Raw genomic sequence first — 13,145 nt, 5'->3', positions numbered from 1 at the left:
GTACTGCCCAAGTCCGACAAGCCGTTCCCGGCCGGGCACACCGAGCTGTACTCGACCACCCTGGGCTGGCGGATGACCAACCCCGGAATGGACCCGCAGTGGACGATCCCGCTCGGCGAATCGGCCGAACTCATCGCCGACAAGCACAAGATCAGCCGCGAACAGCAGGACGAGTACGCCCTCGCCAGCCACCGCAAAGCCACCGCCGCGCAAGAGGCCGGACTGTTCGACGCCGAGACCGCCCCGGTCACCCTCCCCCGGCGCAAGGGCGACCCCGTCGTCGTCAGCGCCGACGAATCGGTACGCGCCGATGCCTCGCTCACCGCCATGGCCAGGCTCAGGCCCTCGTTCCGCACCGCGAACGGGACCGTCACCCCCGGCAACGCCTCACCCCTCAACGACGGGGCCGCCGCGCTGCTCCTCACCGACGAGGAGGGCCTCGCGGCCACCGGCCGTGAACCGCTCGCCCGGGTGAGCGCGACCGGAGTGTCCGCAACCGAACCCCACTACTTCGGGCTCGCGCCCGTCGAGGCCGTGCGGCGCGCGCTGCGCAGGGCGGGCCGGGACTTCGCCGATCTGTCGGTGCTGGAGCTGAACGAGGCGTTCGCGGCACAGGTCCTCGGCTGTGTCGCCGAGTGGCCGGAGTTCGACCCGGCCGTCCTCAATCCGCAGGGCGGGGCCATCGCCCTCGGTCATCCCCTCGGCGCGTCCGGCGCCCGGCTCGCCGGGACCGTCGCCCACCAGCTCGCCCGCCGCGGCTCCGGCACCGGCATCGCCACCCTCTGCATCGGCGTCGGCCAGGGCCTCGCCCTCGTCCTGGAACGCTAGGAGCCGTCCACCATGACCCTCACCCAGCACGACATCGACCAGGAGATCGCGGCCCTGCGCTCCGCCTACGAGAAGGGGCTCGCCGACGGCGCCCCGGTCGAGCACCAGCCGCGCCGCGACTACGCCCCCTACCGGTCCTCGGCCCTGCGGCACCCCAAGCAGCCGCCGGTCGCGATCGATGTGCGCCAGGACCCGGAGCTGGTGGAGCTGGCCTCGCCCGCGTTCGGGCAGCGGGACATCACCGAGAGCGACAGCGATCTGACGATCCAGCACAGCGGGGAGCCGATCGGGGAGCGCATCACCGTCTCCGGCCGACTGCTGGACCAGGGCGGACGCCCGGTACGCGGCCAGCTCATCGAGATCTGGCAGGCGAACTCGGCCGGCCGCTACGCGCATCAGCGCGAGAAGCACGACGCCCCGCTCGACCCGAACTTCACCGGCTTCGGCCGCACCCTCACCGGCGCCGACGGCACCTACAAGTTCACCACCGTGCAGCCCGGCCCCTACCCCTGGCGCAACCACGACAACGCCTGGCGCCCGGCGCACATCCACTTCTCCCTCTTCGGGACGGCGTTCACCCAGCGGCTGGTGACCCAGATGTACTTCCCCGCCGACCCGCTCTTCCCCTACGACCCGATCCTCCAGTCCGTCACCGACGAGGCGGCCCGCGCGCGGCTGGTCGCGACCTACGACCACGGTCTGTCGGTGCCGGAGTTCTCTATGGGCTACCACTGGGACATCGTCCTCGACGGCCCGGACGCCACCTGGATCGAAGAAGGACGCTGACCACCATGACGAAGATCGACACCGGCCGCCCCGAGCAGGTGCTGCCGACCCCGTCGCACACGGTCGGCCCGTTCTACGGCTACGCGCTGCCGTTCACCGGCGGTGCGGAGATCGCGCCGCTCGGGCATCCCGACACCATCACCGTGCGCGGGTATGTGACGGACGGGGAGGGGCAGCCGCTGCCCGACGCCCTCGTGGAGATCTGGGGCCCGGACCCGGACGGCCGGGTGTCCCGGACCGACGGTTCGATCCGCCGGGACGCGGCCTCCGGCGGCTACGCGGGCCGCAACGGGGTCGAGTTCACCGGCTGGGGCCGCGTCCAGACCGACGCGGACGGCCACTGGTACGTACGGACACTCCGGCCGGGCGCGCGCGGGAGCAGTGCCCCGTACCTGAGTGTGTGCGTGTTCGCGCGGGGGCTGCTGGTGCATCTGTTCACCCGGGTCTATCTGCCCGGCGACGAGGCGGCACTCGCCGCGGACCCGCTGCTGTCGGCGCTGCCCGACACGCGCCGGGACACGCTGATCGCCCGCCCGGAGGGCCCCGGCGCCTACCGTTTCGACATCCGCCTTCAGGGCGAGGGCGAGACGGTCTTCCTGGAGTTCAGGTGACATCAGCGGCATACCCCACTCCCTCCCCCTCCCCCGGCGATCTGCTCGCCCCCGGCTGGTCCGGCTCCCCCGCCGCCGCCACCACCGGTGACCCGGCCTACCTCCAGGCCCTCCTGGACGCCGAGGCGGCCCTGACCCGGGCGCAGGCCGCGCTGGGCCTCGTCCCGGCCGGGGCGGCGGCAGCGGTCACCGGTGCCGCCGACGCCGCCCGCTTCGATCTGGCGTCCCTCGCGGCGCGGGCGCGCGGCGGCGGCAACCCGGTGATCCCGCTGGTGGCCGATCTGACGGCGGCGGTCGGCCCCGAGTACGGGCCGTATGTCCACCGGGGCGCGACCAGCCAGGACATCCTGGACTCGGCGGCCATGCTGGTCGCCCACCGCACCCTCGGCCCGGTCCTCGCCGATCTGGAGCGCACGGCGGGGGCGCTGGCCCGGCTCGCCGCCGCGCACCGGGACACCGCGCTGCCCGGCCGCACCCTCACCCAGCACGCCGTGCCGACCACCTTCGGGCTGAAGGCCGCCGGGTGGCGGTCGCTGGTGCTGGACGCCCGCGACCGGCTGACGACGGTACGGGAGTCGCTGCCCGCGCAGCTCGGGGGCGCGGCGGGGACGCTGGCCGCGTTCGGCGCGTACGGCGCCACCGACCCGGCCGCGCTGCCGGAGGCGTACGCCCGTGAACTGGGCCTGGAGGCACCCGAGTTGCCCTGGCACACCCTGCGCACCCCGGTCGCCGATCTGGCCGGGGCGCTGGCCTTCACGGCGGGGGCGCTGGGCAAACTCGGGGTGGATGTGCTGACCCTGTCGCGGACCGAGATCGCGGAGGTCGCCGAGGGCGGGGGCGGCGGCTCGTCGGCGATGCCGCACAAGTCCAACCCCGTACGGTCCACGCTGATCGTGGCGGCGGCGCGGCGGGCGCCGCAGCTCGCCGCGGTGCTGTACGGGTCGCTGGTCGCCGAGGACGAGCGGCCGGCCGGGGCCTGGCACGCCGAGTGGGAGCCGCTGCGGGAACTGCTGCGGCTGACCGGCGGGGCGGCCCGGGACGCGGCCGAACTGGCCGAGGGGCTGCGGGTGCGGCCGGACGCCATGCGGGAGCATCTGGCGCTGACCCGCGGGGCGATCGTCTCCGAGCGGCTCTCCGCCGAACTGGCCGCGACCCTGGGCCGGGCCGCCGCGAAAGAACTGCTCACCCGGCTGGCGGCGGAGGGACGGCCGCTGGACGAGGCGCCCGAGCTGTCCGGCGCCGATCTCGACCCCGCCCACTACACCGGCTCCGCCGGAGCCCTCACCGACCGAGCCCTGGAGCGACCGTGACCCTGCTCAACCACCGTACGGAAGGGTCCGCTTCCGCTCCCCCGCTGCTGCTGGGACCCTCGCTGGGGACGTCGTACGCGCTGTGGGACCGGGTCGCGCCCGAGCTGTCGGTCACCCACCGGGTGGTCCGCTGGGACCTGCCCGGCCACGGCGGTTCGGCACCGGAGCTGATCCGGGCCGGGGCGACGGTCGGCGACCTGGCCGCGCTGGTGCTGGCGCTCGCGGACGCCCTGGGCATCGACCGGTTCGCCTACACCGGGGTGTCGCTCGGCGGGGCGGTGGGACTGCATCTGGCCGTGCACCACCCCGAGCGGATCACCTCCCTCGCCGGGATCTGCACCTCCGCGCACTTCAACGGGGAACGGCCCTGGCGGGAGCGGGCCGCGCGGGTCCGGGCCGAGGGGCTCGACCGGCTCGCCGACAGCGCGGACGCGCGCTGGTTCACGGACGGCTTCACGGTGCCCCGGCTGGTCCGGGACCACCGCGACGCCGACCCGGACGCGTACGCGGCCTGCTGCGACGCGCTCGCCGCGTTCGATCTGCGGGACCGGCTCGGCGGGATCACCGCCCCGGCGCTGCTGATCGCCGGGCGCGAGGACCCGGCGACACCGCCCGCGCATCTGCGGGACATCGCGGACGCCGTGCCGGGCGCGGCGCTGGTGGAACTCCCTGGCGCCTCCCATCTGGCGCCCGCGCAGTGCCCCGAGGCGGTGCTGGCCGCGCTCCGCACCCATCTCACCGGCCCGGCCCCGCGGGGCATGGAGGTACGTCGGGAGGTCCTCGGCGACGCCCATGTGGACCGCGCCCAGACCCGGCAGACCCCGTTCACCGCCCGCTTCCAGGACTTCATCTCGCGCTACGCCTGGGGCGAGATCTGGACCGACGCCACGCTCAGCCGCCGCGAGCGCAGCATGATCACCCTGACCGCGCTGGTCGCCCACGGCCACTACGACGAACTCGCCATGCACGTCCGCGCGGCCCGCCGCAACGGCCTCACCCCGGAGGAGATCGGCGCGGTCCTGCTCCAGACGGCGGTGTACTGCGGGGTCCCGGCAGCGAACTCGGCGTTCACTACGGCTCAGCGGGTGCTGGCGGAGGAGGGGGCGGGGGAGGAGGCGGGGCGGCGGGGGTAGCGGGGGCGGAGGCTTGGACGGCGGAGGCGGGGACGGTGGGGTGAGCGGGACGCCTGGCGGGAGGGGGTTCCTTCGGGGGTGACTTGCCGGAGGGGGCGGGGTTGGGCGGCCTTTGGTGGTGTCCTGCCTGAGGGGGCGGCGTTGAAGGGGCCCCGGTGCGGCCCGGCCGGGAACGACGGCGGTGAGGGGGCACGGGGGGTACCCCGCCGGAAACGACGGCGTTGGGGCGGCCCCCAGCGTGGCTCCGCCGGAAGCGACGGTGTTGGGACGACCCCAGCGGTGTCCTGCCGGAGAGACGGCATTGAAGCGGCCCCGGCAGAGCCCGACCGGAAACCACGGCACTGAAGCGGCCCGGCGGCACCCCGCCGCAAGCGACCGTGCTGGGACGACCCTCAGCGGTGCCCTGCCGGAGAGACGGGCAGGGAAGCGACCCCGGCGCGGGACCAGCCTCAAACCACGGCGCTGAAGCGGCCCAGGCGAGCCCGACCGGAAACCACAGCGCCGAAGCGGCACGGGGGTACCCCGCCCGAAGCGACGGCGTCGGGGCAGCCCCCAGCGCGGCTCCCGAAGCGACGGCCTTGGGACGACCCCCAGCGCGGCTCCGCCGGAGGCGACAGCGTTGAGGGGCTCCGGCATGCCCTGCCGGATGGGGCGGCGTTGGGACGGCCCCGGCGGAGCCTCGCCGGAAGCGGCGGCGTCGAGGTGGCCGCGTCGAAGCGGCGGCGTCGAAGCGGCCCCCGGCAGTGTCCCGCCAGAAGCAACGGCGTTGAAGCGGCCTCCGGCACGGCCCCGCCGGAGGGGCGGCACTTGGCGGGGCCCCGCCGGAAGCGGCGACGTTGGGGCGGCCTCCGGCGATGCTCCGGCGGAGGGGGCGGCCCAGGCGCGGCCCGCCGGAAGCGACGGCGTTGAAACGGCCCCCGGCGCGGTCCCACCGGAGGGGGACGGCGCCCGGCGGCGGCCCCGCCGGAAGCGACGGCGTTGGGGCAGCCCCCGGAGGGGCCACGCCCCGCCGGGGGCCGCCCGAGGGTGCCTCAGCCCGGGAAGTTGCCGTTCGTCGGCTTCAGGGCGAGCAGGGCCGTCTCGGCGCGCTGCACCAGGCCGTCCGCGCCGCAGGAGTGGGCCAGGGTCAGGCCCTGTTCGATCTGCGGGGCGGAGCGGATGGCGATGCCGTGGTCCACGACGGCCTCGGCATGCTCGTACTGGCAGGGTGAGGACGCCAGATAGGTGACCGCCTGCGCGGCGAGGCGGACCTTGCGCTGGCCGGTCTCCAGCGCGGCGGCGCAGCGCAGGGCCTCGCCGATCGCGGTGTCGGTGCCGAAGTGCTCGGCCTGGCGGCGGGCGTCGGAGGCGAGCCGGGCGGCACGGGCCGGGTCCTCGGTGGCGAGGGCCAGCGCCAGTTCGGCGGTCCAGGGCGCGAGCACCGGGTTGTGGCCGCCGCGTGCCGCTGCCGCCTTCTCGGCCGCTTCGAGTTCGTTGACGCCCTCCTTGGTGCGGCCGACGGCGAGCAGCAGCCTGCCTCGTACGGTGCGCGGGTCGGGCAGCACGATCGTGGTCGGGTAGGGCGGGGAGAAGCCGTAGCGTTCGGCGATCGTCCAGGCTTCGTCGACATGGCCGCGGGCGAGCAGGGTGTCGACCAGTCCGCAGGTGGCCGACCAGTGCAGCGGCAGCCGTCGGCCGACGCGCTCGGCGAGCCGGAGCGATTCCCGCAGCACCTCCTCGGCCTCGCGGAGCCGGCCGCGTCTGCGGTGGGCCATGCCGAGGAAGGCGTTGGCGAGCGCGAGATGGCCGCCGCTCCAGCCGGCGGTGGTGTAGGCGCGGAGCGCTTCGGTGAACAGGCTCTCGGCGCGGTCGAGCCGGTCGGCGTAGGCGTAGCTGCTGCCGAGCATCATCAGCAGTTCGATGCCCCACTCGGCGTCCGTCCAGCCGAGACCGGGCGCGAGCCGTTCGTTGACGAGGGCGCGGTCGCAGTACTCGATGACCTCCGCGGCGTTCTCGCCATGGGTCATGGCGTCGAAGGCGCGCAGGATGAGCAGGGCGCGTTCGGAGTTGTCGCGGCCGGTGAAGGGGCGGGCGAGGTCGGCGAGCCGCTCGGAGCGGCCGGGTGTGGCTATCTCGCCGTAGATGCCCTCCCACATGTACTGCACGGCCTGCAACCGCATCCGGGCCGGTCCCTCGGAGTGCCGGAGCGCCTCCGCCTCGACCGTGCGGACGGCCTGGTCGAGCTGGTCGTTGTGGAGCAGGGCCTGGGACAGCCGGAAGACGGCGTCGACGCGGACGGGGCCCGCCAGGCCGGGCATGGCCAGCGCGGTCTGGAGGTGGTCGATGGTGGTGGCGGGCGCGGTGAGGTGGGTGGCACAGCCGAGTTCGAAGAGGACCTGGGCGTGCACCTGGGCGCGGGGCGGTTCCCGCAGGGCGCGTTCCAGGCAGTCGCGGGCGGCGTCCGGGGCGCCGACGGCGAGATGCTCACGGGCCGCTTCGCGCAGCTGTTCGACGATCTCGGCGTCGTCCTCGGGGTGGAGGTGCAGCAGATGGCGGGAGGCCGCGGCGGCGCCGAGCCCGGACTCGATGACCAGTTCGGCGGCCATGCCGTGCATGGCGGTGCGCAGCGCCTCGGGGATGGAGTGGTAGACGGCGGAGGCGATCAGCGGGTGGACGAACTCCAGATCGCCACCGGCCGCGGTGGCGTTCGCCGGGTCGGGCGCGGTGAGGATCCGGGCGCCGCGCAGCAGTTCGGCGCAGCGCAGGGCCTCCGGGCGCTCCACGGTGATCAGCTGGGCGACGAGGTCGACGGTGATGCCGTTGCCGAGGATGGCGGCGGCCCAGGCGAAGCGGGTGGCGTTGATGCCGAGTTCGCCGAGGCGGTTGGCGAGGCCGCCGCCGCGGGCCGAGCGGTTGAGGTCGCGCAGTTCGTCGGCGGAGGACTCGACGGGTTCCATCTCGCTGTCGCGGACCTTGGCCAGGAGTTCCACGGTCTCGTAGGGGTTGCCCGCGGTGACCGCCCAGACCTGGCGGCAGAAGGGTCCGTCCGCGTGCTGCCCGACGGTGGCGCGGGTGAGGTCGGCGGTGGCGTCCGGGGTGAGCGCGCTGAGGTCGGTGACCCGGTCGCTCAGCTCGGCGATCCGGTCGAGATGGCGGGCGGTGTCGCCGCTGACGTCGCCGGGCCTGCGGGCGACCACGACGAGGACGGGCAGATCGTCGAGGCGCTCGGCGAAGGCGGTGAGCCAGCGCAGGGTCTCCTGGTCGGCCCAGTGGGCGTCGTCGATCAGCAGCACCAGGGGCCATTCCCGGTCGGCGAGGCGGCGGACGGCGAGGACCAGGCCGTCGCAGACGCCCTGCGGTTCTGGCTTGATTCCGCCGGGTTCCGCTATGCCGAGGGCGGGGCCGGCGGCGTCGAACCAGTCGCCGAGATAGTCGCGGGCCTCCTCGGGGTGCAGGGAGATCAGCGCGGGCTGGAGGAGCTGGCGGACCACGTTGTAGGGGACCGAGCGCAGGGTCTCGCCGCCGCGGGCGGACCAGACGGTGCAGCCGAGGGACTCGGCGATCCTGCGGGTCCGGGTGAGCAGCGCGGTCTTGCCGAGTCCGGCGTCGCCGCGCAGCATCAGCAGACTGCCGGTGGAGGAGCGTTCGGCCCGCACACTCTCCACGGCCTGCCGGAGGGCGGCGACCTCTTCGTCCCGCTCCCACAGCGGAGCCGCCGGGGCGCCCGCCGTGGGCCGTGCCTCCGTCATCCCGCTACCTCCCCAAGTCGCCCGAACGACGTACAGAGATTGAGCGTAGCCCTCCGGCGCACCTCGTGGTGGCCGGTATCGGGCACCTGGTGCCGGGTCGGGTGAACCGGTGTACCGCCGGGCGACGCGCGGGGCGCGCGACGGGGGTTTGCGGGGGGGCTCCGCCGGTCAACAGCCCTGGAGTGAACGACACTCCCCGCCCGGCGTCCGACCCCCTCGGCCCCCTCGGCCCCGCTCCGCGACGGCCCGGCGTCCGGGCCGTGGTGGCGGGTTCGGTGGGCAACTTCATCGAGTGGTACGAGTTCGGCGTCTACGGCTACTTCGCCACCGTCATCGCCGCGCGGTTCTTCACCCCGGAGGGCGGGGGCGACGCGGAGGCGCTGGTGCGCACCTACGCGTCGTTCGCGCTGGCGTTCTTCTTCCGGCCGGTCGGCGCGGCGGTGTTCGGGCGGCTGGGGGACCGGATCGGGCGCCGTCCGGTGCTGATCCTGGTGGTGTCGCTGATGACGGGCGCGACCGCGCTGATCGGGCTGCTGCCGACCTACGCGACGGCCGGCGCGCTCGCGCCCTGGCTGCTGACGCTGGCGCGGGTGGTGCAGGGGCTGTCGGCGGGCGGGGAGTTCGGCGGTGCGGTGGCCCTGATGACGGAGTTCGCGCCCCAGGGGCGGCGGGGGCTGTACGGGGCGTGGCAGTCGTTCACGGTGGCGCTGGGTCTGCTGGGCGGGGCCGGGGTGGCGGCGACCCTATCGGCCACGCTGACGCAGACCCAGTTGCACGCCTGGGGCTGGCGGGTGCCGTTCCTGCTGGCGGTTCCGCTGGGGGCGGCGGCGCTGTGGCTGCGGTTGCGGCTGGAGGAGACCCCGGCGTTCCGGGCGACGCGGGGGGCGGGGGTGGGGGCGGTGGCGCGGGGGCCGGAGGCCCGGGAGACGGGGGCGGCGGCCCAGGAGGTGCGGACCGCGGCCAGGGCGACGGAGGCGGCAGCCCAGGGGACGCAGAAGGCGACCCGGGAGGTGCGGACAGCGGCCCAGGAGGCGCACGCACCGGCCGACGAGATCCGCACGGCGGCCCAGGAGACGGGAGCGGCCAAAGAGACGGAGGCGGCAGCCCAGGAGCAGGGAACGCAGAAGACGACCCGGGACGTGCGGACAGCGGCCCACGAGGCGCAGGCACCGGCCGACGAGATCCGCACGGCGGCCCAGCAGGTGCCGACAGCGGCCAAGGAGACGGAGGCGGCAGCCCAGGGGACGCAGAAGGCGACCCGGGAGGTGCGGACAGCGGCCCAGGAGGCGCACGCACCGGCCGACGAGATGCACACGGCGGCCCAGGAGACGCGAACGCCGACCCAGAACACGCAACCGGCACCCCCGGCCGGGCAACCGCAGACCGCGTCCCCGAAGTCGCAGCCGCTACAGGCCCCGCCGCCCTCGCCGCCCCCGCGCGAGGTCGCCGGGGCCATCGCGCTGGGGGCCGGGCGGGTGATGGGCTGGTCGGCGGCCGGGTACACCTTCCTCGTGGTGCTGCCGTCGTACCTCCAGAGCACGCTGGGCGCCAGTTTCGAGCAGGCGCTGCTCGCCACGGTCCTGGCCAATCTGGGCTTCGCGGTGACGATCCTGCCCGCCGGGCTGCTCAGTGACCGGATCGGGCGGCGCCCGGTGATGCTGGCCGGAGCCGTGCTGGTGGTGGTGCTGGCGCTGCCGCTGCTCGGCGTCCTCCAGGACCCCGGGACGTCCGCGGCGGCGAAGGGCGCGGCGGTGCTGGGCGCGGGCGCGGTGGTGGGGCTGATGGCGGGGCCGGGCCCGGCGATGCTGGCGGAGATGTTCCCGACCACGGTCCGCTACACCGGCCTCGGACTCGCCTACGCGCTGTCGAATGCCGTGTTCTCCGGCTGCGCGGGCCTCATCATCACGGAGATGATCGAGCGGACCGGCGACGCCGACATCCCGGCGTACTACGCGGCGGCGGCCTGCGCGGTGAGCGCGCTGGCGCTGGCGTCGCTGCCGGGCGCGGCGCGCGCACCCGGGCGGGTGGAGGCGGAGGCGGAGTGAACCGGGGCGAGGCGGGGGCCATGCGGGTGATCGGGCTGATGTCGGGGACGTCGTACGACGCGGTGGACGCGGCGGCGGCCGATGTCCGGCTGGACGGGGACGTGCTGCGGCTGCGCCCGCTCGGGATGGTGAGCGAGCGCTACCCGGACGAGGTGCGGGAGCTGCTCGCGGCGGCGCTGCCCCCGGCGGCGGTGACGCTGGCGGAGGTGTGCCGGCTGGACACCCGGATCGGGCAGGTGTTCGCGGCGGCGGCCGTGCGCGCGGACCGGGAACTGTGCGGCGGGCGGGCGGACCTGGTGGCCTCGCACGGCCAGACGGTCTACCACTGGACGGACGGCACCCGCGCGCACGGCACCCTGCAACTGGGCCAGCCCGCCTGGATCGCGGAGGCGACCGGGCTGCCGGTCGTCGCGGACTTCCGCCCCCGGGACATCGCCGCCGGGGGCCAGGGCGCCCCGCTGGTCGGCCTGTTCGACACCCTGTGGCTGCGGGGCCGTCCCGGCACCCCGGTCGCCCTGAACGTGGGCGGGATCGCCAACCTCACCGCCCCCGACGGCACCGCCTTCGACACCGGCCCCGGCTGCGCTCTGATCGACGCGGCGGCCCGGGGTTTCAGCGGGGGGCGGCTGGAGTACGACGCGGAGGGCCGTCTCGCGGCGGCGGGGCGGGTGCACCCCGGGCTGCTGGACCTCCTCCTGACGGAGCCGTACTACAGCGCGCCCCCGCCGAAGACGACCGGCAAGGAGCTCTTCCACCCCGGTTATCTGCGGGACGCGCTCGCCGGGGTCGGGGCCACCCTCGCGGCGGAGGACGTCATCGCCACGCTCACCGCGCTGACCGCCCGCACGGTGGCGGACGCGGTCCGCGCGGTGGGGGCCACGGAGGTCCTGGCCTCCGGCGGCGGCACCCGCAACCCGGCCCTCACCGCGATGCTGGCGGACGCCCTGCCCGGCGTCCCGGTGCGCCCCTCGGACGCGTTGGGCCTGCCCTCCGACGCCAAGGAGGCGTACGCCTTCGCCGTCCTGGGCTGTCTCACCGTCCACGCCCTCCCCGGCACGACGGCGGCCGGGACGGGCGCCCGCCATCCGAGCGTCCTGGGCTCCGTGACACCGGGCGCGCACGGGTTCCCGTACCGGGCGCCGGTGGAGGGCGGGGGGCCGCGGCGGCTGATCGTCGAAGCCGTCTGAGAAAGGTTCGGCCACTTGTGGCCGGTCCCTCTCATCCCGCTTTCACAGATGCCTCATACGGTTGGGTCATGACGCAGGTGACTCCTCCCGGGTGGTACGCCGACCCGGGGCAGACAAGTGACGGTCCGCCCACCGAGCGCTGGTGGGACGGCAAGGCATGGACGGAGCGGACCCGTCCCGCGGCCCCGGCCGCCGCGTGGGGTCCCCCGGGGCAGCCGGCCGAGGGCGCGGACCCGGCGCCCGCGCCCGGGGCTCCCGACGCCTCCGACGCCCCCGACGCCGCTCCCGAGGGGGCGACGGCCACCGCCGCCGTACCGCTCGGCAAGGCGCCCGCCGATCCTCCGGCGGACTCCCCCGCTCCCCCCGCGCCCGCCGCTCCCCCGGCGGGACCCCTCGATCCGGCCACCCACCCCGTACCGCCGCCCGCCTACCCCGCGTATCCGGGGCAGCAGGCGTACCCGGGGCCCGGCTATCCGCCGCCCGGCCAGCCGGGGCAGCCCGGTCAGTACGGGCAGCTCAGCCAGCCCGAGTACCTCGGCGGCCACCCCGCCTATCCCGGGTACCCGGGGCAGCCCGTGCCGCCCCGGCGCAAGGGGCTGCGGATCGGGATCGCGATCGGTGTCGCCGCCGCCGTACTCGCCAGCATCGGTGTCGGTGTCTATGCCCTGACCAGCAACGACAGCGGCAGCGACCGGGCGGGCGACAGCGCGCCGAGCCCCAGCGGACCCAACCGGGACGGCGCCCCCTTCGGTGAGGGCGAGGGCGGGCCCGGTGGCGGGGAGGGCGGTCAGTCGGCCCCGCCGCAGCAGTCCGCGCCGCCGGAGGTCGAGGGCGGGGGCACGCTGTCCGACCCGATCAACGCCATCAGCTTCGAGGTGCCGGAGGGCTGGACCGGGCAGGCGATGAGCGTCGGCGCGCAGATCACCTCCGACGACACCTACGACTGCCCCGGCGACCCCGCCAAGAGCTGCACCAAGGGCGGCGCCTACTCGGCCCCCGCCATCGCGCACGGCACCGAGGGCACCACCCCGGAGGAGATCGCGAAGGCCGACATCGAGGCCAACGCGGAGGAGTCCTACGGCGGTACCACCTACGGGGCGATCACCTCGCACGACGTGCTGCTGTCCGAGGCGGTCACGGTGGCCGGGCAGAAGGGCTACCAGGTCCGCTGGAAGGCGGTCACCAGCAAGGGCGCCGACGGCATCGTCGAGTCGCTGGTGTTCCCGTCCCCGGCCAACCCGGAGCAGATGGTGATCATCCGTATCGGGGTCGACGCGGGCGAGACCGAGGCCGTGCTGGACGAGATAGCCGAGGGCATCAAGGAGTCCTCGGGCGGCGGCGGCACCGCCGGTCAGGGGGTCTGAGCCGCCCCGGCCCCAGGTCGGCCGGGTGAGGTGCCTCTCCGCTCTGGAGGAACCCCACCCGGCCGGGGGTGCGCGCCGCCCCCGTCCCCACGGTGCGGCGCGGACAGGTCACCGCCCGGTGGTACCGGGACGGCGGCCTGGGTCTGGAAGCCG

General features: G+C 75.4%; 8 protein-coding genes and 2 pseudogenes. 9 read left to right on the top strand and 1 reads right to left on the bottom strand.

Annotation, left to right across the window (positions count from 1 at the left end; all coding sequences use genetic code 11):
* The 5 genes from ABZX40_RS12875 to pcaD all read left to right on the top strand — a co-directional run.
* On the top strand, positions 1–828 hold an 828-nt coding region (locus ABZX40_RS12875), incomplete at its 5' end, for a thiolase family protein (RefSeq protein ID WP_355732155.1).
* A gap of 12 nt (positions 829–840) precedes the next feature.
* Entirely contained in the window at positions 841–1,614 is a 774-nt protein-coding gene (gene pcaH, locus ABZX40_RS12870) for a protocatechuate 3,4-dioxygenase subunit beta (RefSeq protein ID WP_355732157.1), read from the top strand.
* A 5-nt stretch (positions 1,615–1,619) separates the two neighbouring features.
* The gene (gene pcaG, locus ABZX40_RS12865; protein ID WP_355732159.1) at positions 1,620–2,225 is read left to right on the top strand and encodes a protocatechuate 3,4-dioxygenase subunit alpha; all 606 of its coding nucleotides are present in this window, start codon (positions 1,620–1,622) and stop codon (positions 2,223–2,225) included.
* Positions 2,222–3,535, top strand: a complete 1,314-nt coding sequence (gene pcaB, locus ABZX40_RS12860; protein ID WP_355732161.1) for a 3-carboxy-cis,cis-muconate cycloisomerase — start codon at positions 2,222–2,224, stop codon at positions 3,533–3,535. The genes pcaG and pcaB overlap by 4 nt, the downstream gene beginning before the upstream one ends.
* Entirely contained in the window at positions 3,532–4,668 is a 1,137-nt protein-coding gene (pcaD, locus tag ABZX40_RS12855) for a 3-oxoadipate enol-lactonase (RefSeq protein ID WP_355732163.1), read from the top strand. The genes pcaB and pcaD overlap by 4 nt, the downstream gene beginning before the upstream one ends.
* Before the next feature lie 1,031 nt (positions 4,669–5,699).
* Here the strand turns inward: pcaD and ABZX40_RS12850 are convergent.
* Positions 5,700–8,396: an AAA family ATPase gene (locus ABZX40_RS12850; protein ID WP_355732164.1), complete on the bottom strand. Its 2,697-nt coding sequence runs from the start codon at positions 8,394–8,396 to the stop codon at positions 5,700–5,702.
* Positions 8,397–8,656: 260 nt separating this feature from the next.
* Between ABZX40_RS12850 and ABZX40_RS12845 the strand changes: the two are divergent.
* The 4 genes and pseudogenes from ABZX40_RS12845 to ABZX40_RS12830 form a co-directional block, all read left to right on the top strand.
* Positions 8,657–9,364, top strand: a pseudogene (locus tag ABZX40_RS12845) (MFS transporter); the annotation flags it as partial.
* A gap of 459 nt (positions 9,365–9,823) precedes the next feature.
* A pseudogene (locus ABZX40_RS12840) lies at positions 9,824–10,441 on the top strand (MFS transporter); the annotation flags it as partial.
* Between the two features lie 20 nt (positions 10,442–10,461).
* Positions 10,462–11,628, top strand: a complete 1,167-nt coding sequence (locus tag ABZX40_RS12835; protein ID WP_355732677.1) for an anhydro-N-acetylmuramic acid kinase — start codon at positions 10,462–10,464, stop codon at positions 11,626–11,628.
* A gap of 68 nt (positions 11,629–11,696) precedes the next feature.
* On the top strand, positions 11,697–12,992 hold the full coding sequence (locus tag ABZX40_RS12830) for a DUF2510 domain-containing protein (protein WP_355732166.1): 1,296 nt from the start codon (positions 11,697–11,699) through the stop codon (positions 12,990–12,992).
* The last annotated feature ends 153 nt before the right edge of the window (positions 12,993–13,145 follow it).

The sequence above is a fragment of the Streptomyces sp. NPDC004610 genome, assembly GCF_040609715.1.
Taxonomy (GTDB): domain Bacteria; phylum Actinomycetota; class Actinomycetes; order Streptomycetales; family Streptomycetaceae; genus Streptomyces.
Note: the sequence above shows the minus strand (reverse complement) of the source record. Positions and strands in the feature narration are given on the sequence as shown.

Excerpts from the sequence above, each read along its gene's own strand:
- pcaH (WP_355732157.1), top strand. The coding sequence starts at position 841 with ATGACCCTCACCCAGCACGACATCGACCAGGAGATCGCGGCCCTGCGC.
- pcaG (WP_355732159.1), top strand. The coding sequence starts at position 1,620 with ATGACGAAGATCGACACCGGCCGCCCCGAGCAGGTGCTGCCGACCCCG.
- ABZX40_RS12850 (WP_355732164.1), bottom strand. The coding sequence starts at position 8,396 with ATGACGGAGGCACGGCCCACGGCGGGCGCCCCGGCGGCTCCGCTGTGG.
- ABZX40_RS12835 (WP_355732677.1), top strand. The coding sequence starts at position 10,462 with ATGCGGGTGATCGGGCTGATGTCGGGGACGTCGTACGACGCGGTGGAC.
- ABZX40_RS12830 (WP_355732166.1), top strand. The coding sequence starts at position 11,697 with ATGACGCAGGTGACTCCTCCCGGGTGGTACGCCGACCCGGGGCAGACA.